Raw genomic sequence first — 20,235 nt, 5'->3', positions numbered from 1 at the left:
TGTCCCGGCCATCCCGATGCTGTGAGACTCTGCGCTTCAGTCAATCGGGATCACCGGCACAAGGCCGGTGATGACGTGTAGCAGCTTTCATGCCCTCTGAACGAAGCGCAGCGCTCTGACTTTTCGACCCCCACCCTCAATCCCTCCCCGCAAGGGGGAGGGAAACGCGCGATTCTCTATGAGCCAGACTTCGGGAGTTCGTCAGTCGAGCGCCAGCGGCTTGCGGTAATAGACCACCCGCTCCGTCTCCTCGAAGCCGAGGGCCGCATGCATGCCCTGCGAAGCGGTGTTTTCCAGGAGGACGTCGGATGCGAATTCGGTGCAGCCGAGGCTCCTGGCCCAATCCTCGACGGCTTTGCACAGCAGCCGGGCAAGTCCTTGCTTGCGGTGCTCGGGCTGCACGTAGATGCCTTCGAGAAAGGCCACCGGTGAGGTGGCGCAGCCGTTCACGTAGTCGTGGCGCAATGCCGCTTCCGCGAAGCCTGCCGGCGTGCCGTCGGGCAGGCGGACGAGCAGCGCGATGGCTTGCCTCTGCTCCCAGAGCATGGCCTGCGCCTCGGAGCGATGGTCCTGCTCCGGCGCCTCCGGCCACAGGGCATGCCGCAGGGTGATCCAATCCTCGAGCGACTGCAGGCTGCAGGGCTCGACCCGCGGTGCAGGATTGTCAGACACCGGGCACGGCCCCTCGCGCATCGACCAGATCCGCCATCGTCTGCGAGGCGTCGTCCGGGGAAAGGCGCAGGCCCGCCGCGACGCCCTGGCGGTCGGCCTCCGACCGGTTCTGGCTCACCTTCCACTTGCCCTCGATCCGCGTGATCTCGATCTCGATGCCGACGATGCCCTTGAGCTGCGCCGCCACGAAGGGAGCCGGCGCATCGCTCACGGCCCAGGGTCTGGGCTGTGCGGCCTCATGCACATCGGTCATCGCTGTGATCTGCCGCAGCAGCCATGCGGGATCGTCCATGATCCGCATGCGGCCATAGGCCTGCACGATGGCGTAGTTCCAGGTCGGCACCACCTTGCCGTGTTCGCGCTTGGCCGCGTACCAGGACGGGGTGATGTAGGTCTCAGCGCCCTGGAAGACGACGAGGGCTTCCAGGGCCGGGTCGAAATCCTGCCATTGGGTATTGGCCCGCGAGAGATGGGCCTTGAGCGTTCCTTGCGGCGAGGCGGAGGCGTCGAGCACGAAGGGGATCGGATTGGCCACGAGCCCGCTTCCGCCCAGCGTCACCAGGAGCCCGAGCGGATGGGCTTTGATGAGGGCGTGCTGAACCTCGAGGCTGTCCTCGCGGAAGTGTGGCGGCTGATACATGGCATTCCCGGCTCGATTTTGCCGGGATGCTAGCGTCAAGCGCTCGGGCAAACCAATCAAAAATCCCAATGCCGCCTATCAAGCTCGGCAATGGCCTTTCAGCCTCCGGTCCTGAGCATCCGCAGCTTCTCGGCTAGCTCGGTCCATCGGTAAGGCTTGCTGATGAAGGAGACGCCTGCCCCCAGGCCCTCGGCGGGGAGGGCGGACATGGGATAGCCCGACGCCAGCAGGATCTTGAGATCCGGCCGCATCTCGCGGGCCTTGCGGGACAGCTCGACGCCGTTCATGCCGTTGGGCATGATCACGTCGCTGAACATCACGTCGATCGAGGCGTCGCCGCCCAGAACCGCGACGGCCTCATTGGCGTCGGTGGCCGTGAGAACATCGTAGCCGAGGCTGTCGAAGATGTCGCTCGCGACCTCCAGGACGGCAGGCTCGTCCTCGACGATGAGGACCGTTCCGGCGCTGTCGCGTGCCGGCCGCACCGTCTCGTCGTCGTCCTCCACGGCCTCCTCCCCGTTGTCCACGGCCGGCAGCAGCATGGTAAGCTTGGTGCCCTGGCCCAGGGTGCTCTCCACCTTGATGTCGCCGCCGGACTGCGTCACGAAGCCATAGACCTGGCTCAGGCCCAATCCCGTGCCCTTGCCGATCTCCTTCGTGGTGAAGAAGGGCTCGAAGACACGGTTGAGGATCTCGGGCGCCATGCCGGAACCCGTATCCTCCACGGTGATCGAGACATACGGGCCGGGCTTCGCCTCGGTGAGGGCATGCTCCTGCTCGCCCAGGGTCACATTGCTTGTCGCAATCCTCAGTGATCCGCCTTCCGGCATGGCATCGCGGGCATTGACGATGAGGTTGAGGAGAGCAGCCTCGAATTGCGGGCCGTCGACCGAGATCGACCGGACACGGGGCGCCAGCGCGAGCTGCAGATTGATCAGCTCGCCGCAGGCCCGGCGCAGAATCGCTTCGAAGCCTTCGATCAGCGTGTTCGGATTGTGCAGGGCCGGCTGCAGGGGCTGGCGGCGGGAGAAGGCGAGCAGCTGCTGAGTCAGCTTCGCCCCGCGCTCGGCCGCACGCTGCGCGCTCTCGATCAGCCGCATGTCGCGGGGATCGCGCGTGTTGCGGGTCAGAAGATCCAGGTTGTTGACGATGATCGTCAGGAGGTTGTTGAAGTCGTGGGCCACACCGCCCGTGAGCTGCCCGACCGCCTCCATCTTCTGGGCCTGAAACAGGGCTGCCTGGGCCTGAGCCAGGGCTTCCTGCGCCTGCCGGCGTTCCGTGATGTCGCGGGTGATCTTGGCAAAACCGATGAGCTCGCCCCAGTCATTGCGAATGGGATCGATGACGACGCTCGCCCAGAACCGGGTGCCGTCCTTGCGCAGGCGCCAGCCCTCGGCCTCGAACCTGCCCTCGCGGGCAGCCGTCTCAAGCGCCCGCCGGGGCAGGGCGGTGGCTTTGTCCTCCTCGGTATAGAATTGGGAGAAATGTTTGCCGACGATCTCGTCCTGCGTGTAGCCCTTGATCCGCTGCGCTCCGGCATTCCAGTTAGTCACATGACCGGTCGGATCGAGCATGTAGATGGCATAGTCCGTGACGCCCTGGACCAGCAGCCGGAAGCGCTCCTCGCTCTCCCTCAGGGCATCCTGCGCCTTCTTACGCTCGGTCAGGTCACGGGTGATCTTGGCGAAGCCGAGCAGGTTGCCGTCTGAATTGCGGATCGGGTCGATGACCACGTGGGCCCAGAACCGGGTGCCGTCCTTGCGCAGGCGCCAGCCCTCAGCCTCGAACTTGCCCTCGCGGGCTGCCGTCTCCAGGGCCCGCTTGGGCAGGTTGGTGGCCAGATCCTCATCGGTGTAGAACTGGGAGAAATGTTTGCCGAGGATCTCGTCCTGCGTGTAACCCTTGAATCGCTGGGCGCCCGCATTCCAGCTCGAGACGATGCCGGTCGGGTCGAGCATATAGATCGCATAGTCGGTGACCGCGTCGACGAGAAGCTGGAAGCGCCCCTCCTGGGACGTTGTCCCGAGACTTTGCACTGCATTCATCAGGTTTCCCCAGTCGACCCGTCCGTGCGCATGCTTCTGCGCCTTCTGCAGATCGATCAAATGTAACGTTTTCGTGAGGGTTTCGTTCCTGCCGAAGCTTGGCCTTTTGCCGGCTCAGGGTGCGGTGCCCTGCTCTCCGGGGAATGCAAACCCGATCCAGGCAGGCTTTTCCAGTTTCACGGGAATGCCGCCGGCTCTGATGGTCTCGCCTGATCTCAGCGCATCCTCCGCCCGGTCGAGACGGATCATCAGGAGCCCGCGACCCTCGGCGCCGGTTCCGGTCCTGCCCAGGACCTTGTCCCCGGCCATGACCTCGACGCCGAGATCGGCCGCAAAGCCGCCTTCGTAGAGGGCCGGGACGAACCGGGTGCGGGCGGTGCCCCGGTGCTGCATGCGCGAGACCACCTCCTGGCCCACATAGCAGCCCTTGTCGAAATCGACCCCGTTGAGCTGATCCATCAGGGCCTCGTGCGGGAAGGCATCCCCGAACAGGAAGTCGCGCCCGCCCTCCGGCACGCCGAGCGCGATGCGATGGGCGTGATAGATTTCGGCCGGATCGCCTGAGAACTCCGCCGCATCCTGCGTCGCCACGATGGCGCGCCACCCGAGCGCCGGCAGACGCGGGTCCTCGACCACGAGCCCGGCTTCATCCTCAGGCGGCGGCGCATCCCAGCCGGCGACAACGGCGAGGGCATCGGACAGGTCCTCGACGGCGACCTTCGCCCGCAGTTTGTAGAAGCCGAGGCGCTTGGCGAGATCGGGCGCGTGGACCTTCAGGACATCGAGGAAATAGGCGCCGCCGATCTCCTGCGGAGACTGGAAGACGAGGAAGTCGAACAGGATCTTGCCCTGGGGCGTCAGCAGGGCGCCGAACCGCGCGGCTTGCGGAGAGACCCGGTCCAGGTCGCAGGTGACGAGGTTGTCGAGAAAAGTCTTGGCGTCCTCGCCCGAAACCCGTACCACGCCCCGGTCGGCCAGATGGACTGACGGCATGTGACCGCTCCCCTTGCTCTAGATAGAGCTGTGACATATGCCCGTTCCGCAGCGGCCTCAAGGGAAGAGATTGCCATGCCCCAGACCTTCGACCTGATCCTCAAAGGCGGCATCGTCGTGAATCACGACGGACGCGCTGAGCGCGACGTCGGCGTGCGTAAGGGGCGGATCGCCGCCATCGGCGACCTGTCTCAAGGATCCGCCGCGCGGGAGATCGACTGCCGGGGCCTGCACATCCTGCCGGGCGTGATCGACACCCAGGTGCATTTCCGCGAGCCGGGCCTCGACCACAAGGAGGATCTCGAATCGGGCTCGCGCTCGGCCGTCATGGGTGGTGTGACGACGGTGTTCGAGATGCCCAACACCGATCCGCAGACCACGAGCGCGGAGGCGCTTGCCGACAAGGTCCGGCGCGGCCATCACCGAATGCATTGCGACTTCGCCTTCTGGGTCGGCGGCACCCATGAGAACGTGGGCGACCTCGCCGAGCTCGAGCGCCTGCCGGGCGCTGCCGGCATCAAGGTGTTCATGGGCTCGTCGACTGGATCGCTCCTCGTTGAGGACGACGAAGGCATCGCCAACATCTTGCGCCACACGCGCCGCCGCGCCGCCTTCCACTCCGAGGACGAGGCGATGCTGCGCGAGCGCAAGGGCCTGCGTGTCGAGGGCGATCCGCGCTCGCATCCCGTCTGGCGCTCGGCGGAAGTGGCGCTCGCCTGCACGCAGCGCCTCGTGCGCATCGCCCGCGACACCGGCGCGCGCATCCATGTGCTCCACATCACCACCGCCGAGGAGATGGCGCTGCTGAAGGATCACAAGGATCTCGTGTCGGTGGAGGTCACGCCGCATCACCTGACGCTGACAGGACCCGAGGATTACGAGCGCCTCGGCACCTATATCCAGATGAACCCGCCCGTGCGCGACGAGCTGCATCGCGCCGCGCTCTGGCAGGGGCTGGACGAGGGCATCGCCGACATCCTCGGCTCCGACCACGCGCCCCATACGCGCGAGGAGAAGGACAAGACCTATCCCAACACGCCATCAGGCATGACCGGCGTCCAGACCCTCGTGCCGATCATGCTCGACCACGTGAATGCGAGCAGGCTCACGCTGGAGCGCTTCGTCGACATGACGAGCGCCGGCCCCAAGCGCCTTTTCGGCATCGCGAACAAGGGCCGCATTGCGGTCGGCTACGACGCGGATTTCACGGTGGTGGATCTCAAGCGCACCGAGACGATCACGAACGATTGGATAGCGTCGAAATGCGGCTGGACGCCCTACGATGGCAAGAAGGTGACCGGCTGGCCCATCGGCACCATCGTGCGCGGCAACGTGGTGATGTGGGACGGTTCGCTGGAGACGCCGTCGCAGGGCGAGGTGGTGCGTTTCGAAGAAACGGTGGGGCGTTAACGGCGCATCGCAGATGCGTCGCCACCCAACGCGAGGCGCAGGCCGAGGCCGACCATGATGATGCCGGCGAAGCGCTCCTGCCAGGCGATGAGGCCCGGGCGACGCGCGAGCCAATCGCCGATCGTGCCCGTGCCCAGCGCAACGCCTCCGAGAACGAAGAAGCCTGAAAGTTTCTGCACGGCTCCGAGAAACAGCAATTGCGCCGTCACGGACCAGTTGCTCGTCGGATCGACGAATTGCGGCAGAAACGCCAGCATGAACACCATCGCCTTCGGGTTGGTCAGATTGTTGATCATGCCTTGGCGCAGGGCGGCACCATCCGAAATCGGCTGCGACGCCTTCCGCTTGAGTTCATGGGAGCCGAAGGATCCGATGAGGAGCTTGGCTCCCAGCCAGACGAGATAGGCCGCGCCCGACCAGCGCAGGAGATCGAAGGCCAAGGGCGACGCCTGAAGGAGTGAGGTCACGCCCAAAGCCAGAAGCGGCAGTTGAACGAGGGCCGCCAGCAATGTCATGCCAATGGCCGTGAGAACAGCCGTGCGGCGTCCCTGTCCCACCCCGCGACTCAGCAGGAGAACCATGTCGGGTCCAGGGGCGAGTTGGAGCGCGAGCACAGCTGTGTAGAAGGTCAGAAAGGTTGGCAGATCCAGCACGATAGAGACTCCCGCGCGTCGTTTTCGCGTCAAGCGGAGGGCGCTGCCTCAGTCTGCAGCCGCCCCCATGATTTCCGCATCAACGTGCGAAGGATTGATCATGCAAAATATTCTGACGAACGCCAGGTTCGCATCATGTTGCGCGAAGATCTCGTCGCTCAATGCTTCAGCGACATCGCCATCGAGAACGCTCCCGTGCGGATCTTGTCCGGCAGGGTGGCAGCATATTCCGCAACGGCATCTTCGCCATAGGTGGCGACGAGCTCGGTGAAGGCCGCGAAAAGGGCGGCCTGGGCCATGCAGTCGCCGTCGACCCCGTCGAGCTCCGCCTCGGCGAAGGCGTCGGTCACATAGCTCAGGGCCGCCTGCTTGAGGGCGCTGAGTTCGGGCAGCTCTTCGAGAGGGACGTCGTTGTCGTTCATGATCCAGGCCCCTTTGAGGGGCGGCGCGCGAGTTCGGTTGAATCATTTCTAGACATCGCGCCGACCCGCCGCCAGCATCACCTTGCAAGGAGGTTAACGCGAGAGGGCTGCTGCTCGAAAAATGTGGATAAGAGGCACGGCTGCAACACCTGTCTCAATCCAAGGAAACCGGCATTCCCAGTTTCATCCTGAGGAGCCTGCGTTTCTTCCCTCCCCCTTGCGGGGAGGGATTAAGGGTGGGGGTCGAAAAGTCAGAGCGCTGCGCTTCGTTCAGAGGGCCTAAAGGTTGCTACACGTCATCACCGGCCTTGTGCCGGTGATCCCGATGATCTGACGTGCTGAGGCTCACAGCAACGGGATGGCCGGGACAGGCCCGGCCATGACGGATACGTCTCACCCGGTCGCTCCACCCCCACCCTTGCCCCTCCCCGCAAGGGGGAGGGAAAAGCGGCGTATGGCTTTTCCAGACAGCCTCGCAGGATGAGGCCCTTCGAACGATCAAACCCGTTTCGGATCACCCGCCGTAGCGCCCGGTGATGTTGCGGGCGAGCTGCTCGCCCTCGGCCAGGAACCGCAGGGAAGCCTCCTGTGCGGAGGGGGTGCAGACCCGATAGGTAAGGGCATAGGCCTGATAACCCTTGTTGTAGGCGCCGGCGAGCCGCTCGCGCCGGCCGGGCGTCGAACCTTCCGCCTCGAGCAGGACCTGCATGCGGCGGCTCCATTCCTGGGCATCGGGGGTGGTGCAGAGGGGGCGGAGCAGGGCCAGCGAACCCATGATCTCGGCGAGCCGCAGCAGCTCCTTCTCGTAAGGGGCAGGCGGCGGCTCGACCGCCGGAGCGGGTTCCGCCTGCTGCTGCGGCTGTTGTTGCGGCTGCTGAGGTGCCGGACGCTGGGATTGCGGCGGCTGCTGCCGCCTCTGCGGCTGAGGCGCAGGCTGCGGCCGGTACTGAGGCGGGACACCAGGCTGGGGCTGCGGCAGGGGACGGTACTGCGGCTGCGGCCGGTATTGCGGCGGGACACCCGGCTGCTGGCCTGGCTGCTGACCCTGGGGAGGGCCGAACAATCGTTCGAAGAAGCCTTGAGCTGCGGCAGGGTCAGGAGCCGCCAGCAGCATTGCGGGGACTGCGAGGACCACGGCGGCGCGCCTCATGGCGCGCAATCCTGCCGCGCGATCCGGAAGGCCTGCTCCAGAATCCCGGCGAGTCCTGCCGTCATGGGCAGAGCGGCGATGTCCCTTTCCGTGATCCAACGGATTTCCTTTGCTTCCGGACCTGTCTGGGGTTCGCCCGAAACCCAGCGGGCAGCATGGGCGGCGATGACGACATGGTGTCTTATATGGCCTTTCTCATCCCTTTCAATGAATTCGACAGGGGCGATCAGGCCAATAAGCTTGGCCTCAACCCCCACCTCCTCGCGAAGTTCCCGCAAAGCGGCCTCTCCCAGGGTCTCGCCGGCCTCCACCATGCCGCCGGGCAGGGAGAACAGCCCCTCGCTCGGCGGCTTGCCCCGCGCGGCGAGCAGGATCCGCCCCTCGCGGAAGACGGCCACGGAAGCGGCGAGGATCGGACGGGAGGGATAGAAGCGGTCGCTCGTCATGAAGAAAGCTTTTCTTCGGCCGCCACATAGCGGGCCCGCGGCCGGATGAGGGTCGCCTGGCTGCGCTGCTCGATGGCGTGGGCGAGCCACCCGGCCGTGCGTCCGATGGCAAAGAGCGTAAACGCAGCCCCCACCGGCAGTCCATAGGCCCGCTCCATCATCACCAGGGCCACATCGATGTTGGGCCTGTCGCCGGAGGCGTTCGCGACGGCCTGCAGCGTTGTGGCATCCGAGGCGAGCAGGGGCACATTCTCCAGCAGGGCCCGCGCCCGAGGATCGCCCTCCGGGTAGAGGCGGTGCCGGAAGCTCGGATGGGGCAGCAGGCCGGGTGCGTCCAGAAAGGTCCGGACGCGCTCGGTCATGCCCCCGTGATAGGGGCCGCTCAGGGCTGCAAGGCCCGTGATGACGGCGTTGCGCAGGGATGCGCCGGTCGAAGCCGTGACCCTCACCGCGAAAGCCGAGGAGCTGAGTTCGTGGTCGGCGCACAGCACCAGCGCGCGCCGGATCGTGTCGACGGCCTGCGGGGGAGCCTTCCAGGCCGAGGCCAGATGCCGGTGGAGCGGGCTGGTGCCGGGATCCCCTCCGCTGGCCGCCGCAGCGGTCAGGCGCAGGATCGCCGCTACCTCCGCCGCCCGGGTCTCCCTGGGAGCCGGCTCCGCCAGGAGGCGGATGGCCTGTGCCACGAAGGCATGGGGTCCGAAGGCCGGAGCGGGCAGGGGGGCCGGCATCCGGGAGGGCCTGCGGAAAGCATTCTCGTCCAGGGCGCCGATCAGGAGGCGCGTCACGTCCTCGAGGGCGGCGGCGCGGGCGAGCGCAATGGCGTCCTGCCCGCGATAGAAGAGCCGTCCGTCCCGGATCTGCGTAATACTCGTCTCCAGCACGGGCAGGCCCCAGTCGAGAGCGGTCGCAGCCGCGACGGTCGGGCGGCGGAACCGCGCCTTGCGCTCCACCAGGGCTTCCACGTCCTCGAGGGCGTAGAGATGCTGGCGCGGATCGTGCGGCGAGGAGAACGAGCGGATCAGGCCCCGACTCACATAGGCATAGAGGCTCGCCCGGCTGATGCCGAGGCGGGACGAGGCCTCTTCGGCCGATGTCAGATCGAGGGATGCGGCGCTCATATGTTGATATGTTGATTCAAGATTGACCGTACCGCAAGCCTGGCGTGATGCTCCTGTAACGAAGGAGAGCATTCATGACGATCGGACTTGACGACGTGGTGGCGGCCGAGACCGTGCTGAGCCATGTGGACGGCGAAGCGGGCCGTCTGATCATTCGCGGCTATGACCTGGAGGAGCTTGCCGGCCGGGTGCCCTTCGAGGATGTCGTGGCGATCCTCTGGGAGGGGCTCGTCCCGCACGGCGCAGCCGATCCGCGCGCGCTTCTCGGCCGAGCCCGGGAGAGGGCGTACGGGTATTTTGCGCCCCTCGCCCCGCAGCTTTCCGCCCTGACGCCGGTCGAAGGCATGCGGCTGCTCCTTGCGAGCCTTCCGGACGCCGATGAGGACCATCCCGCCCTGGCCGTCGGGGCCGCGGGCGTTGCCGCCGCCATGGCGGTGCGGGGCGCTCGCGGCCTCGCGCCGGTCGCCCCCGACGCCTCCTTGAGCCACGCGGCCGATACCTTACGCATGATGCGCGATGCACCCGTTGGCGAGAGCGAGGCGAAGGCGCTCGACACCTATCTCGTGACGGTGATCGACCACGGGCTCAATGCCTCCACCTTCACGGCGCGGGTGGTCGCCTCGACCCAGGCCGGCATCCTCTCCTCCGTCGTGGCGGGGCTCTGCGCCCTCAAAGGTCCACTCCATGGCGGGGCACCGGGCCCGGTGCTCGACATGCTGGATGCGATCGGCCCGATCGGGAATGCGGAGGCCTGGCTCGACGACGCCATGGCCCGGGGCGAGCGCCTCATGGGCTTCGGCCACCGCATCTATCGGGTGCGCGATCCGCGGGCGGATGTGCTGAAGGCCGCCGCCGGGCGGCTGCGGGACAAGGACAACCGCATCGCCTTCGCGGAAGCCGTCGAGGCGACGGCCCTCAAGGTGCTGGAGCGCCGCAAGCCCGGACGCCGGCTCGAGACCAATGTGGAGTTCTACACCGCCATTCTGCTCGATGCGCTCGGCATCCCCCGCGAAGGCTTCACGCCGCTTTTCGCGGCCGGCCGCACGGCGGGCTGGGTGGCCCATGCCATCGAGCAGACCCGCCTAGGCCGCATCATCCGGCCGAAATCGCGCTATGTGGGAGCCTGGCCCGCGCAGGCGGCGTGACGACGGCCTATTGCCCTCGCGAAAGAGTCGAGACGTTGGGTCAAACCAGCGTATGCACTTCAGTCCCTGTGGAGACAGTGGATAGCGGGGGCAACCCGCAGTTCGGCCTTTGGGAAGGAAAACCTGTCACAGGTTCCGGAGTTTGCTTCCCGGATGGGGCGTGATGGCACAGGAGGGGCGCAATGGGACGCCGCTACTTCTACCACATGACGGATGGCATGGCCCTGATCGTGGACAGGCAGGGTCGTCGTTCCCGGTCCAGGAAGCAGGTCGAGCCCGAGGCGCTCTGCTACGCCCGCCAGTTCATGCAGGAAGCCCCGCCTCAGGTGGATTGGTCAGAATGGCAGGTCAGCGTTCATGACCAGGACGGCTATGCGGTGGCTCATCTGCCGTTCCCGGCAAACCACGCCTGACTTCAGTCCCCGGATGCCGATCGGACTCCGTCGATGGTCTTCGCGTTCTCGTCCTTCCGGCCGTTGAAGAAGATATCCCGTTCAGTCGTGGAATCGACCTATTCTGGGGAGCTATTGCCACGCTTAACTTGAGAACTACAATGACCTAAGGGAACTTCTTTGTGAGGTTGTTATGGGAAGATACCTCGCGCTTCTGATGGCACTAAGCGGTCTATCTCCAGCGTGGGCTGCAGATCCGCCGCCGACTCCACGAGCCGATCTAGTAGTGAATTGGTGTGTTCCCCATCGACCGCCGGCAGCTGGAGTGGCATCGCCGGGCAAGACCCTTAACCCCAAGCCACAGAACGGTACACCAACTGGCGCTCAGGCGTGTGTAACGACCAGTTCTCGACCGACCAACGTTTACTGTGCATGGACCCGAGATCGAGAGCCATGGTACCCGTGCGGGCCCGGCCTTGGATTTAATTGTCAGCCGTGTCCGGAGTGCAGCTCAGGCGACATCACAACAGACAATAATCAGCGGACCTTCCAAAAGCAGACCCCGACAGGTGATTGGACTACCTGCGTACACTTCAGTAATTCAAACCGTTGGGAATGGCGCTACGTGTATATCACTGTTCAGTAGGCCATAAGCGGCTCTATCTAGGCACCTAAACTGGCAGCGACCGCTTCATAGATCGCCTTTCAATGAGATGGCGGTGGTGTCGCGAGAGTAGGTCATGGAAAGGGTATAGCCTGAGGTCGGTGAACGGAAGGTTGCGTCGGGTGTCGCAGCGGCAGAGGCTAGGCCAGCCTAGGTATTGCTGGTGATCGCTCCATATCCGGTCCAGCGGTTCCCAACCTTGCACCGAAAGTGATCCCGGCATGACCAAGCTTGCTTTGTATGTACCCTTAGAAGCCAAATCAGGCAAAGAGGAAGAAGCTGCGGAGTTTCTCCGTTCGGCCTTGCCGCTCGTTGAGGAGGAGCCAGGCACGACAACTTGGTATGCCGTGCGGTTTGACCACAATACGTTTGCGATTTTTGACGCTTTCCCGGATGAAGAGGCCCGGAATGCTCATCTTGCCGGTAAGGTCGCTGTGGCTTTGAGCCAGCGAGCGCCTGACCTCTTCGTTGATCCATTTGAGATCAAACGCTTGGAGATCTTAGCATGCAAGCCGCATCAACCCCGGTGAGCTCGGAGATGGCGGTGGTGTCGCGGGAGTAGGTCACGATCGACTCGCTGCATTCGCGATGATCTTGTCACCCATAGTTCTACGCTGTTCCTTAGTGAGTCCCGCAAGTTGTCCTGTAAACTCAAGGCGTGCATGCAATGCCGTTGCTGGAGGAAGCAAATTTCGGTTGACCCAGTCCGTAAGGATCATGTCCTGATGGATATACTTGAGTGTGACAAACTCTGGATGACCTTGCGGCATGATGCGCGTTGTCGAGTAGTGGTTAATCTCCTGAATGATCACCTTGCGCTTTTCGTCACTCAGATCCGCAGACAATAAACTTGGATAGAGGTCCGCAACAAGCATTGTCGCACAGTGCTCTGGACTTAATCCCTCTTTCCGCCACTCAACAAAAAGCGTTTCAACTTTCGGAATTACTGCGGCGACTCTCAATGCAAAACCTCGCTCAGCTGTCAGCCGATCTATCGCCGCGTTTACATTTTTCAGGAAACTTCTCTTCTGAAACCAATCCAATATCACTTCGTCACCTACGTCTATGGGTCTTAGAGAACTACGTCCTCGACCGGCCTATAGCATAGGATCACCACTGGAAAGGTGCGAGCACTCCTATCATAAGGGGGGTGTCGCGGGAGTAGGTCATGGGGAAGGTTATAGCGTGGAGGGGTGAAGAGAGGGTTGAGACTAACGCCTACCGGTTCAGTTGTTCAGATAACGACATTCCTCTCATGACGATGGTATTATTAGTCCATCAAGCCTTGGTGGGTTAGCTACCTTGGACTTTGCAAATCCAGACTGGATAGCGTTACGCAATGGGGGCAGCATTGGAAGGCAAGACTTTTTATGGGTGTTTCGTATTTGTCATTGGGAGCTTCGCCTTTACAGCAGTCGGCGCGCAGACTGGTGCGCCAGCAATGCACACCGTTGAAGATTTCGTATCTTCAATGAGGTCTGTCGAAAAGCAACCTGGCGACTTCGCATTCAACTGCCCTTTCGGCCCTTCTCGTAATAGCCCAGCAGCTGCAATGACGATTGTAAGATCCAAGGCACTCGCTGCGCTTGTGATTGCAGCTAAGAGCAAAGATGCTTCGATAATTGGCCGTGCATCAACAGACACAGTGACTTTCGCTGCTGGTGAAAACCTGAATACAATATGCGTCAGGTCAGGGACTATGCGCGAACGAGACTCAACTGCGCATTTCTTTCTAGGAGCTAGGCTCTTAGGTAACGGTTACTATGGCGGCTGCGCTGGCGAACTGGAATTTGACTCCCCTCGGGTAACTCACAAATTTTACAACGTTCGTTTTTTTGTAGATCGCCCGACATTAAGGGCAGTAACCGAAGTCGATACTGACTCCATAGGCACCCAACGCCTTGAAAGCGGATCGTGTTCAGTCACTGACTTCAGTGAAGCGACGCAAAGGTTAGCGAAGACGATGTCAACTGCGCTCAAGGCGGCCGAGGGGCGCTGAGAGTAAGTTCGCTATCAAATCATATCCGCACAACCTGTAAGCTGGGGGAGGCGCATCTCATCCCCCTCCCTGTCCAAGAGACCGGAGGGAGGCGGGCCTGTCGTCGTGATGCGGCAATGGCCCGGCCCGCGCCAGCGCCGTGATGCTGTCTATTGCGCCGGCTCGTCCGGCCGCTGCGCAAGGCAGGGATCCAAGACGATGAAGTCCTCGTTCGGCCGGCTGTAGCCGCCGGCCACCGTCACCACGTCGCCGACCTTCATGTCGTTGGTCTGGTAGGTGACGCAGAGCACCTTCGGTTCGGATCCCGTGCCGCACAGGCCGAGATAGGCGAGCGTGCCGTCGAAATGCACGAGGGCGAGGGGACCCGTCACGCTGAAATCCACGCGGGTCGCGCCCGTTTCCCGCCCGTTCGTCAGCTCCCGGACCTCGGGGCAGCGCGCCTGATAGGACGGATGCATGTCCGGATCGGCGAAGGGGTTCTTCTCAGGGCTTTCCTGGCCCGATGCCGCCACTGAGCCGAGCATCAGCAGCGCGGTCAGGACTCTCTGCGCCCAATGCTGGGAAAGCCGCAGGGGCATGGATCACCTTTAGACGTGCTGACCGCCGTTGATGTGGAGCTCCGCGCCGGTGACGTAGGAGCTCGCCTCCGTGCAGAGGAAGTAGATGGCCTTGGCCACCTCGTCCGGCGTGCCGAGACGGCGCATCGGCAGCTGCTCGACGATCTTCTCCGTGCCCGGCGACAGGATCGCGGTGTCGATCTCGCCCGGCGAGATGGCGTTCACGCGCACGCCGAGCGGGCCGAAATCGGCCGCCATCTCGCGGGTCAGCGAGGCGAGCGCCGCCTTGGAGGTGGCATAGGCCGCGCCCGCGAAGGGGTGCACGCGCGAGCCTGCGATAGAGGTGACGTTGACCACCGAGCCCTTGGCCTTGGTCAGCTCGTCCTGAAGGCCGCGGGCCAGCATAATCGAGGCGAAGAAATTGACTTGGAACACCCGCAGCCAATCCTCGTAGCGGGTGTCGAGGGTTCCCATCCGCGAGCCGCCTTCGCCCTTGGGCGAAATGCCCGCGTTGTTGACGAGCGCGTGCAGGCAGCCGCCCTCGGCCGCGAGGCGCTCCTTCACCTCCGCGATGGCGCGGCGAGTGTCCTGCGCATCGGCCAGATCGACCTGCAGGTGGTCCTCCGGCCCCATCTCCCACGGGCAGTTCTCGGGGAAGCCGTGCCGCGAGCAGGTGATGACCCGCCACCCGGCCGCGGAGAAGCGCTTGACCGTGGCATGCCCGATGCCGCGGCTGGCGCCGGTGAGCAGCATGATGCGGCGGGAATTGCTGGGCGAAGAGGACATCGGGAGATCTCTCGTAAGCGGGGCAGAGCCTTATCCCGGTTCGGAATCCCGGTCTACGGCCATGAATGCCGGTCAGGGATAAAGCCGAACCTTCCGCCAGCCCTCGCCGTCGCGGGTGAAGACCACGCGGTCATGTAGGCGGAAGGGCTTGTCCTGCCAGAACTCGATGGAAACCGGCGCGATGCGAAAGCCCGTCCAGTAGGGCGGGCGCGGCACCTCGCCGACGGCATATTTGGCGGTGTTGAGCGCCACCGCCTTCTCCAGCGCGAAGCGGCTCTCGAGCGGGCGCGACTGCTGGCTCGCCCAGGCGCCGATGCGGCTGTCGCGGGGGCGGCTCTGGAAATAGGCGTCGGCCTCCTCGTCGCTCACCAGGGTCACCGGACCGCGGGCGCGCACCTGCCGGCGCAGGCTCTTCCAGTGCAGCACGATGGCGGCCTTCCGCTGCCCGAGAAGCTCGCGGCCCTTGTTGGATTCCGTGTTGGTGTAGAACACGAAGCCGTTCGCGTCGAAACCTTTGAGCAGCACCATGCGGACATTCGGCAGCCCGGTCTCGTCCACGGTGGCGAGCGCCATGGCGTTGGGATCGTTGGGCTCCGAGGCCTCCGCCTCCGTCATCCAGTCCTGGAAGAGGGCGAAGGGCTCTGCTGATTCAGTGAAGTCACCGGTTGTTAACGCGTTCACTGTTTTATCTCGTTCTATAACTTTAGCTTCTGGGGGACCCGACGCGTGACGTGGATCAATCCGCGCCGTTATAGATCAGTTGCTAGCGCCCGCGAAGCGCTGAAAGTGCTCGCGGTTGGGCTGCTCGCCCTGTCCACGAGCGCCTGCGGCATGTCGCTTGGGCTTTCGGCCCTGGACGAGGACGGGCCGAAGGCCACCGGCGCCATTGCCTCCAATGCGGTCGTTGCCCTGTCCTCCGATCTGGACGATGAGGATTGGCGGCGGGCCAAGGCGGCGCTTGCGGTGGCCCTCGATCCGCAGGGCCCCGGCACGCATGTCTCCTGGGACAACCCCGCGACCAGCCGGAAGGGCACCTTCACCCCCATGGGAGCCCCCTTCGTGAAGGACGACGAGATCTGCCGCAGCTTTTCGGCCAACGTAAGCGGTCCATCCTCGTCCTCCCTGCAGGGCACGGCCTGCCGCCCCTCCGGCGGCGAGTGGACCCTCAAGGAGGTCAAGCCCCTGAAGGGCTCGGCCAAGGTCTAGCTTTCACCGGTTCAGGCGTTGCAAGCAGGCAACACTTTGCCCATATGACCGTCAAACCCGTTGAGCTAGCGCATCGTGCGGAAAAGTGGATCCGGTTTTCCGCTTCCAACGATGCGCCAGCTCTAAATTGAGCATCGGATGGATCCCAAAAGTGCAAGTCCACTTTTGGGTCCGATGCTCGAGGCTCCCAATCCGACGGTTCAGGATTCCACGATGCGCAACCCCTATGACGTTCTCGGCGTGTCCCGCTCTGCGAGCGAAGCGGACATCAAGAAGGCGTTCCGCAAGCTCGCCAAGACTTACCACCCAGACAGCAACAAGGACGACCCCAAGGCCAAGGACAAGTTCGCCGAGGCGAATTCGGCCTATGAGATCCTGGGCGATGCGGGAAAGCGCGCCCAGTTCGACCGGGGCGAGATCGATGCCGAGGGCAAGCCGCGCTTCCAGGGCTTCGAGGGGTTCGGCGGCGGCGGACGGGGCGGGGCCGGGGCGGAGGGTTTTGCCGGCTTCGGGGGCGGCAATCCCTTCGGCGGGCGGCGCAGCAGCCGGAGCGGCTTCGGTGCCGATCAGGGCGACGACTTCTTCTCCCAGATCTTCGAGAACGCCTTCAAATCGGCGGGCGAGAGCCCGCGCCAATCCCGCACCCGTCCCCGGCAGCAGAAGGGCGAGGACGTCGAGGCCACGCTCACGGTGACCCTCGAGGAGGTCGCCGCCGAGGCGAAGAAGCGGGTCAGGCTTCCCACCGGCCGCGACGTGGACGTGGTCATTCCCAAGGGCGTGGCGGACGGCCAGGTGATCCGGCTGCGGGGCTTAGGCCAGGGCGCTCCCGGGATCGATCCGGGCGATGCGCTGCTGACCATCGCCTTCGCGCCCCATGAGCGCTTCACGCCCGAGGGCTCGAACCTGCGGCTGCGGCTGCCCGTGGAGATCGAGGAGGCTGTTCTCGGCGGCACGGTGCGGGTCCCCACCCTGACCGGCACGGTGGAGATGACGATCCCGCCCATGACCAGTTCCGGCCGCACCTTCCGCCTGCGCGGCAAGGGCCTGCCGGGCAAGACCGGGCCTGGAGACCTCTTTGCGACCACGGAGATCAAGCTGCCCGAGATCGTGGACGAGGACCTGATGGACTACGCCCGCAAGCGCCGCTCGGCCAAGGCGAAGTAGCGTCAAATCCCGGTCTGAGCCTTCGTTCTCCGTTTGCGTAACTCTCCACTGTCATTCCGGGCTCGCCTTTCGGCGCCCCGGAATGACAGTGGGTGTGCCGCCTCTCTACGTCATGGCCGGGCTTGTCCCGGCCATCCCGGTTCTATGAGGCTCATCGCTTCACACCATCGGGATCACCGGCACCAGGCCGGTGATGACGTGGTGGGATGTCATGCGGCACAGCACTCAGGCAGCCGTATTACCTAAACGGCTCCCAAGAGGGCTTCCCCGTGGCTGCCGGGTCGGCTAAAGAGGCCGTTCCTTATTTGAACTCTCCAGCGACGATCTAGGTGAATTATGGCGGAGACTAAGGCCCCCGGCATCCTGGCCGGCAAGCGCGGCTTGATCATGGGCGTGGCGAACAACCGGTCCATCGCCTGGGGCATTGCGCAAGCAGCCCGCCAGCACGGGGCGGAGCTCGCCTTCACGTATCAGGGCGATGCTCTCAAGAAGCGGGTGGAGCCCCTCGCGAAGGAGCTAGACGCCGCCGTCGTCGGCCATTGCGACGTCACGGACGGGGCCACCATCGATGCCGTCTTCGAGGAAGTGAAGCGCCTCTGGGGCTCCATCGACTTCGTGGTCCACTGCATCGCCTTCTCGGACAAGGACGAGCTCACCGGCCGCTACGTGGAGACCTCGGAGGGCAACTTCACCAAGTCGCTGCTGATCTCCTGCTATTCCTTCACGGCCATCGCGCAGCGCGCCGAGAAGCTGATGAACGAGGGCGGCTCGCTGCTCACGCTCACCTATTACGGCGCCGAGAAGTGGATGCCGCACTACAACGTCATGGGCGTGGCCAAGGCCGCGCTCGAGGCCTCCGTGCGCTATCTGGCGGCCGATCTGGGCCCCAAGAACATCCGCGTCAACGCCATCTCGGCCGGCCCGATCAAGACGCTGGCGGCCTCCGGCATCGGGGACTTCCGCTACATTCTCAAGTGGAACGAGTACAACTCGCCGCTCCGCCGCACGGTCACCATCGAGGAGGTCGGCGAGACGGCCGCCTATCTCGTGTCCGATATGTCCCGCGGCATGACCGGCGAGATCCTGCACGTGGATGCGGGCTATCACGTGGTCGGCATGAAGAACCCGGAAGCGCCGGATCTCTCCCTCGACAAAGAGTAACCTGTCTCAAGCGTATCTGGACCCTGCCGTGACCCCGTCCCGCCCCACGATCTACTTCATTCGCCATGGCGAGACGGACTGGAACCTCGAAGGACGGCTCCAGGGGCAGAAGGACATTCCGCTCAACGATGTCGGCCGCGTCCAGGCCGAGGAGGCGGCCCGCCACCTCGCCGCCCTCGTGCCGCATTATGAGGACCTAGCCTACATCGCGAGCCCCATGACCCGCACCCGCGAGACCATGGAGATCCTGCGCCGGACCCTGGGGCTGCACCCGGAATCCTACAAGCTCGACGAGCGCCTCGTCGAACTGACCTTCGGAATCTGGGAGGGGATGACCTGGAAGGAGGTCCGCAAGGCCGAGCCGCAGCTTGCGGCCCTGCGCGAGCAGGACAAGTGGCACTACGCCCCCCCGGGCGGCGGCGAGAGCTACGCCATGCTGGTCGAGCGCACCCGCCCCTTCCTCGACGACCTTACCCGCGACACGGCGGTGGTCGCCCATGGCGGCGTCGCCCGCGCCTTCCTCTCCATCGCCTGCGGCGTCTCCTCGCGTCAGGCCGCCAGCATGGACATCTGGCAGGGAAGGGTGCTCGTCATCGAGGGGCGCCATTACCGCTGGGTGTGACAGGATAAACGCACAACCTTCACCGCGTTCCCGCGTTGATCGATATGCAATACATCTGCGATGCGCCGGGATCGAAGACCTGGTTCCGGATCGAGACCGAGGGTGAGGCCGCGCTGGAATCCGATGCGATGAGCCATGCGGTCGAGAAGCATTTTCGCCAAGCGTGGGACGCCGCAGCGAACAGCTATCGGTCGACCTCGCGGTCCTTCGTCGAACAGAACATCGGCCTCAAAGATCACGTCCGGCAGGCCATGCCGATGTTCCTGACCTTGCGCGATGCGAACGGAGACGCGCTTGCCACCGCCATGCTGCCTCCGGGCGGGAGGAGCGATCCAACGTTCCGGATCATCATCGTGGGGCCTGGAAATCGCGACCCTTACTCCAAGCATGACGAGGCGATCCGCAAGCTCGGCGCCCATTTCGGCCTCTCGCTCGACCGAAGCCGTTGCTACCCCTACCGGTAAGCGCGTGTTTAACACCCTCTACCGTCATCCCCGTCTTTGTCTTCCCTTCCCCTCATCCTGAGGAGGAGACGAAGTCTGCGTCTCGAAGCAGGCTTCAGTGGTCTCTCCCTCCCCCTCTGCGGGGGAGGGTGGCGAACGAAAGTGAGCCGGGAGAGAGGGGGCGTCACTGCACGAGCACAGCCCCTCTCCCGACCCTCGCTGACGCAAGGGCCACCCTCTCCCGCACAGGGAGAGAGGGATCGCAGCGCGTGTGTTCTCACTTTGTTCTTGACAATAATCCCAATCTTGGCTATAAGGTTGTGTAGATCTGCTCCTGTCGAGGGGTGCGCTCGCGAGGCGTCGCAGTGCGGGAGCAGACACGGTCCTGTGGTGCGGCCTCGCACGCTCCACCGACAGGAGGCCCAGGCTGTTCTCTAATTCCGGGTTTGGGGTCAAGCTCTCTGTGAGCATCCTTGCCGGGTCCAGGGTTCTCTCCGCGGTAAGGACAGGCCTTCCGCATGATGGCGTCAGATGACGCTGGTGGACC

At 64.3% G+C, this 20,235-nt stretch carries 23 protein-coding genes; 10 read left to right on the top strand and 13 right to left on the bottom strand.

Annotated features, from left to right (window positions below; genetic code table 11):
• Positions 1 to 201: 201 nt before the first annotated feature.
• The 4 genes from aac(6') to ygfZ form a co-directional block, all read right to left on the bottom strand.
• Positions 202 to 672, bottom strand: coding sequence for an aminoglycoside 6'-N-acetyltransferase (gene aac(6') / locus ILT44_RS01425; protein WP_204237771.1), 471 nt, complete (start codon positions 670 to 672; stop codon positions 202 to 204).
• On the bottom strand, positions 665 to 1,312 hold the full coding sequence (locus ILT44_RS01420) for an FMN-binding negative transcriptional regulator (RefSeq protein ID WP_204237770.1): 648 nt from the start codon (positions 1,310 to 1,312) through the stop codon (positions 665 to 667). The genes aac(6') and ILT44_RS01420 overlap by 8 nt, the downstream gene beginning before the upstream one ends.
• 98 nt (positions 1,313 to 1,410) lie before the next feature.
• The gene (locus tag ILT44_RS01415) at positions 1,411 to 3,357 is read right to left on the bottom strand and encodes a hybrid sensor histidine kinase/response regulator (protein ID WP_204237769.1); all 1,947 of its coding nucleotides are present in this window, start codon (positions 3,355 to 3,357) and stop codon (positions 1,411 to 1,413) included.
• Between the two features lie 114 nt (positions 3,358 to 3,471).
• Positions 3,472 to 4,350: a CAF17-like 4Fe-4S cluster assembly/insertion protein YgfZ gene (gene ygfZ, locus ILT44_RS01410; protein ID WP_204237768.1), complete on the bottom strand. Its 879-nt coding sequence runs from the start codon at positions 4,348 to 4,350 to the stop codon at positions 3,472 to 3,474.
• 75 nt (positions 4,351 to 4,425) lie between these two features.
• On the opposite strand from ygfZ, the gene ILT44_RS01405 reads away from it, so the two are divergent.
• Entirely contained in the window at positions 4,426 to 5,760 is a 1,335-nt protein-coding gene (locus ILT44_RS01405; protein WP_204237767.1) for a dihydroorotase, read from the top strand.
• Here ILT44_RS01405 and ILT44_RS01400 read toward each other — a convergent pair.
• The 5 genes from ILT44_RS01400 to ILT44_RS01380 form a co-directional block, all read right to left on the bottom strand.
• On the bottom strand, positions 5,757 to 6,413 hold the full coding sequence (locus ILT44_RS01400) for a LysE family translocator (RefSeq protein ID WP_204237766.1): 657 nt from the start codon (positions 6,411 to 6,413) through the stop codon (positions 5,757 to 5,759). The genes ILT44_RS01405 and ILT44_RS01400 overlap by 4 nt on opposite strands.
• Positions 6,414 to 6,571: 158 nt before the next feature.
• Entirely contained in the window at positions 6,572 to 6,835 is a 264-nt protein-coding gene (locus ILT44_RS01395; RefSeq protein ID WP_204237765.1) for a hypothetical protein, read from the bottom strand.
• 514 nt (positions 6,836 to 7,349) lie between these two features.
• On the bottom strand, positions 7,350 to 7,985 hold the full coding sequence (locus tag ILT44_RS01390; protein WP_204237764.1) for a TIGR02301 family protein: 636 nt from the start codon (positions 7,983 to 7,985) through the stop codon (positions 7,350 to 7,352).
• Positions 7,982 to 8,431 carry an NUDIX hydrolase gene (locus tag ILT44_RS01385; RefSeq protein WP_204237763.1) on the bottom strand — a complete coding sequence of 150 codons (450 nt, stop codon included), beginning with the start codon at positions 8,429 to 8,431 and terminating at the stop codon, positions 7,982 to 7,984. Before ILT44_RS01385 ends, ILT44_RS01390 begins: the two co-directional genes overlap by 4 nt.
• Positions 8,428 to 9,549, bottom strand: a complete 1,122-nt coding sequence (locus tag ILT44_RS01380; RefSeq protein WP_204237762.1) for a citrate synthase family protein — start codon at positions 9,547 to 9,549, stop codon at positions 8,428 to 8,430. The genes ILT44_RS01385 and ILT44_RS01380 overlap by 4 nt, the downstream gene beginning before the upstream one ends.
• Positions 9,550 to 9,623: 74 nt before the next feature.
• Between ILT44_RS01380 and ILT44_RS01375 the strand changes: the two genes are divergently transcribed.
• The 3 genes from ILT44_RS01375 (at position 9,624) to ILT44_RS01365 (ending at position 12,280) form a co-directional block, all read left to right on the top strand.
• Entirely contained in the window at positions 9,624 to 10,694 is a 1,071-nt protein-coding gene (locus ILT44_RS01375; protein ID WP_204237761.1) for a citrate synthase/methylcitrate synthase, read from the top strand.
• 182 nt (positions 10,695 to 10,876) lie between these two features.
• Entirely contained in the window at positions 10,877 to 11,107 is a 231-nt protein-coding gene (locus ILT44_RS01370; protein WP_204237760.1) for a DUF6894 family protein, read from the top strand.
• A gap of 864 nt (positions 11,108 to 11,971) precedes the next feature.
• Positions 11,972 to 12,280: a putative quinol monooxygenase gene (locus ILT44_RS01365; protein WP_204237759.1), complete on the top strand. Its 309-nt coding sequence runs from the start codon at positions 11,972 to 11,974 to the stop codon at positions 12,278 to 12,280.
• A gap of 33 nt (positions 12,281 to 12,313) precedes the next feature.
• Here the strand turns inward: ILT44_RS01365 and ILT44_RS01360 are convergent, their stop codons facing one another.
• Positions 12,314 to 12,793 carry a hypothetical protein gene (locus tag ILT44_RS01360; RefSeq protein WP_204237758.1) on the bottom strand — a complete coding sequence of 160 codons (480 nt, stop codon included), beginning with the start codon at positions 12,791 to 12,793 and terminating at the stop codon, positions 12,314 to 12,316.
• A gap of 296 nt (positions 12,794 to 13,089) precedes the next feature.
• Between ILT44_RS01360 and ILT44_RS01355 the strand changes: the two genes are divergently transcribed.
• Positions 13,090 to 13,749, top strand: coding sequence for a hypothetical protein (locus ILT44_RS01355; RefSeq protein ID WP_204237757.1), 660 nt, complete (start codon positions 13,090 to 13,092; stop codon positions 13,747 to 13,749).
• A 149-nt stretch (positions 13,750 to 13,898) separates the two neighbouring features.
• On the opposite strand, the gene ILT44_RS01350 is transcribed toward ILT44_RS01355, so the two are convergent.
• From ILT44_RS01350 to pdxH, 3 genes are all read right to left on the bottom strand, one after another.
• The gene (locus ILT44_RS01350; protein WP_204237756.1) at positions 13,899 to 14,327 is read right to left on the bottom strand and encodes a hypothetical protein; all 429 of its coding nucleotides are present in this window, start codon (positions 14,325 to 14,327) and stop codon (positions 13,899 to 13,901) included.
• 9 nt (positions 14,328 to 14,336) lie between these two features.
• A complete protein-coding gene (locus tag ILT44_RS01345; protein WP_372441116.1) occupies positions 14,337 to 15,059 on the bottom strand; it encodes an SDR family NAD(P)-dependent oxidoreductase in 723 nt (240 codons plus the stop codon).
• Between the two features lie 105 nt (positions 15,060 to 15,164).
• Positions 15,165 to 15,791, bottom strand: a complete 627-nt coding sequence (pdxH, locus tag ILT44_RS01340) for a pyridoxamine 5'-phosphate oxidase (protein ID WP_372441115.1) — start codon at positions 15,789 to 15,791, stop codon at positions 15,165 to 15,167.
• A gap of 27 nt (positions 15,792 to 15,818) precedes the next feature.
• Here pdxH and ILT44_RS01335 point away from each other — a divergent pair, with 27 nt between their 5' ends.
• From ILT44_RS01335 to ILT44_RS01315, 5 genes are all read left to right on the top strand, one after another.
• Positions 15,819 to 16,298, top strand: coding sequence for an RT0821/Lpp0805 family surface protein (locus ILT44_RS01335; RefSeq protein WP_204237754.1), 480 nt, complete (start codon positions 15,819 to 15,821; stop codon positions 16,296 to 16,298).
• A 213-nt stretch (positions 16,299 to 16,511) separates the two neighbouring features.
• Positions 16,512 to 17,462: a DnaJ C-terminal domain-containing protein gene (locus ILT44_RS01330; RefSeq protein ID WP_204237753.1), complete on the top strand. Its 951-nt coding sequence runs from the start codon at positions 16,512 to 16,514 to the stop codon at positions 17,460 to 17,462.
• A 336-nt stretch (positions 17,463 to 17,798) separates the two neighbouring features.
• Positions 17,799 to 18,623, top strand: a complete 825-nt coding sequence (gene fabI / locus ILT44_RS01325; RefSeq protein ID WP_204237752.1) for an enoyl-ACP reductase FabI — start codon at positions 17,799 to 17,801, stop codon at positions 18,621 to 18,623.
• A gap of 28 nt (positions 18,624 to 18,651) precedes the next feature.
• On the top strand, positions 18,652 to 19,245 hold the full coding sequence (locus tag ILT44_RS01320; RefSeq protein WP_204237751.1) for a histidine phosphatase family protein: 594 nt from the start codon (positions 18,652 to 18,654) through the stop codon (positions 19,243 to 19,245).
• A gap of 44 nt (positions 19,246 to 19,289) precedes the next feature.
• Positions 19,290 to 19,709: a hypothetical protein gene (locus tag ILT44_RS01315; RefSeq protein ID WP_239467840.1), complete on the top strand. Its 420-nt coding sequence runs from the start codon at positions 19,290 to 19,292 to the stop codon at positions 19,707 to 19,709.
• Positions 19,710 to 20,235 lie beyond the last annotated feature (526 nt).

This window comes from Microvirga arvi, from assembly GCF_016892765.1.
Taxonomy (GTDB): Bacteria; Pseudomonadota; Alphaproteobacteria; order Rhizobiales; family Beijerinckiaceae; genus Microvirga; species Microvirga arvi.
This window is presented reverse-complemented; position numbering and strand designations above follow the sequence as displayed.

What these genes read in the sequence shown, in the direction of transcription:
- ILT44_RS01420 (WP_204237770.1), bottom strand. Translation starts at nt 1,312, where the DNA reads ATGTATCAGCCGCCACACTTCCGCGAGGACAGCCTCGAGGTTCAGCAC.
- ILT44_RS01415 (WP_204237769.1), bottom strand. Translation starts at nt 3,357, where the DNA reads ATGAATGCAGTGCAAAGTCTCGGGACAACGTCCCAGGAGGGGCGCTTC.
- ygfZ (WP_204237768.1), bottom strand. Translation starts at nt 4,350, where the DNA reads ATGCCGTCAGTCCATCTGGCCGACCGGGGCGTGGTACGGGTTTCGGGC.
- ILT44_RS01405 (WP_204237767.1), top strand. Translation starts at nt 4,426, where the DNA reads ATGCCCCAGACCTTCGACCTGATCCTCAAAGGCGGCATCGTCGTGAAT.
- ILT44_RS01395 (WP_204237765.1), bottom strand. Translation starts at nt 6,835, where the DNA reads ATGAACGACAACGACGTCCCTCTCGAAGAGCTGCCCGAACTCAGCGCC.
- ILT44_RS01390 (WP_204237764.1), bottom strand. Translation starts at nt 7,985, where the DNA reads ATGAGGCGCGCCGCCGTGGTCCTCGCAGTCCCCGCAATGCTGCTGGCG.
- ILT44_RS01385 (WP_204237763.1), bottom strand. Translation starts at nt 8,431, where the DNA reads ATGACGAGCGACCGCTTCTATCCCTCCCGTCCGATCCTCGCCGCTTCC.
- ILT44_RS01380 (WP_204237762.1), bottom strand. Translation starts at nt 9,549, where the DNA reads ATGAGCGCCGCATCCCTCGATCTGACATCGGCCGAAGAGGCCTCGTCC.
- ILT44_RS01375 (WP_204237761.1), top strand. Translation starts at nt 9,624, where the DNA reads ATGACGATCGGACTTGACGACGTGGTGGCGGCCGAGACCGTGCTGAGC.
- ILT44_RS01370 (WP_204237760.1), top strand. Translation starts at nt 10,877, where the DNA reads ATGGGACGCCGCTACTTCTACCACATGACGGATGGCATGGCCCTGATC.
- ILT44_RS01365 (WP_204237759.1), top strand. Translation starts at nt 11,972, where the DNA reads ATGACCAAGCTTGCTTTGTATGTACCCTTAGAAGCCAAATCAGGCAAA.
- ILT44_RS01355 (WP_204237757.1), top strand. Translation starts at nt 13,090, where the DNA reads ATGGGGGCAGCATTGGAAGGCAAGACTTTTTATGGGTGTTTCGTATTT.
- ILT44_RS01350 (WP_204237756.1), bottom strand. Translation starts at nt 14,327, where the DNA reads ATGCCCCTGCGGCTTTCCCAGCATTGGGCGCAGAGAGTCCTGACCGCG.
- ILT44_RS01345 (WP_372441116.1), bottom strand. Translation starts at nt 15,059, where the DNA reads ATGCTGCTCACCGGCGCCAGCCGCGGCATCGGGCATGCCACGGTCAAG.
- ILT44_RS01330 (WP_204237753.1), top strand. Translation starts at nt 16,512, where the DNA reads ATGCGCAACCCCTATGACGTTCTCGGCGTGTCCCGCTCTGCGAGCGAA.
- fabI (WP_204237752.1), top strand. Translation starts at nt 17,799, where the DNA reads ATGGCGGAGACTAAGGCCCCCGGCATCCTGGCCGGCAAGCGCGGCTTG.
- ILT44_RS01315 (WP_239467840.1), top strand. Translation starts at nt 19,290, where the DNA reads ATGCAATACATCTGCGATGCGCCGGGATCGAAGACCTGGTTCCGGATC.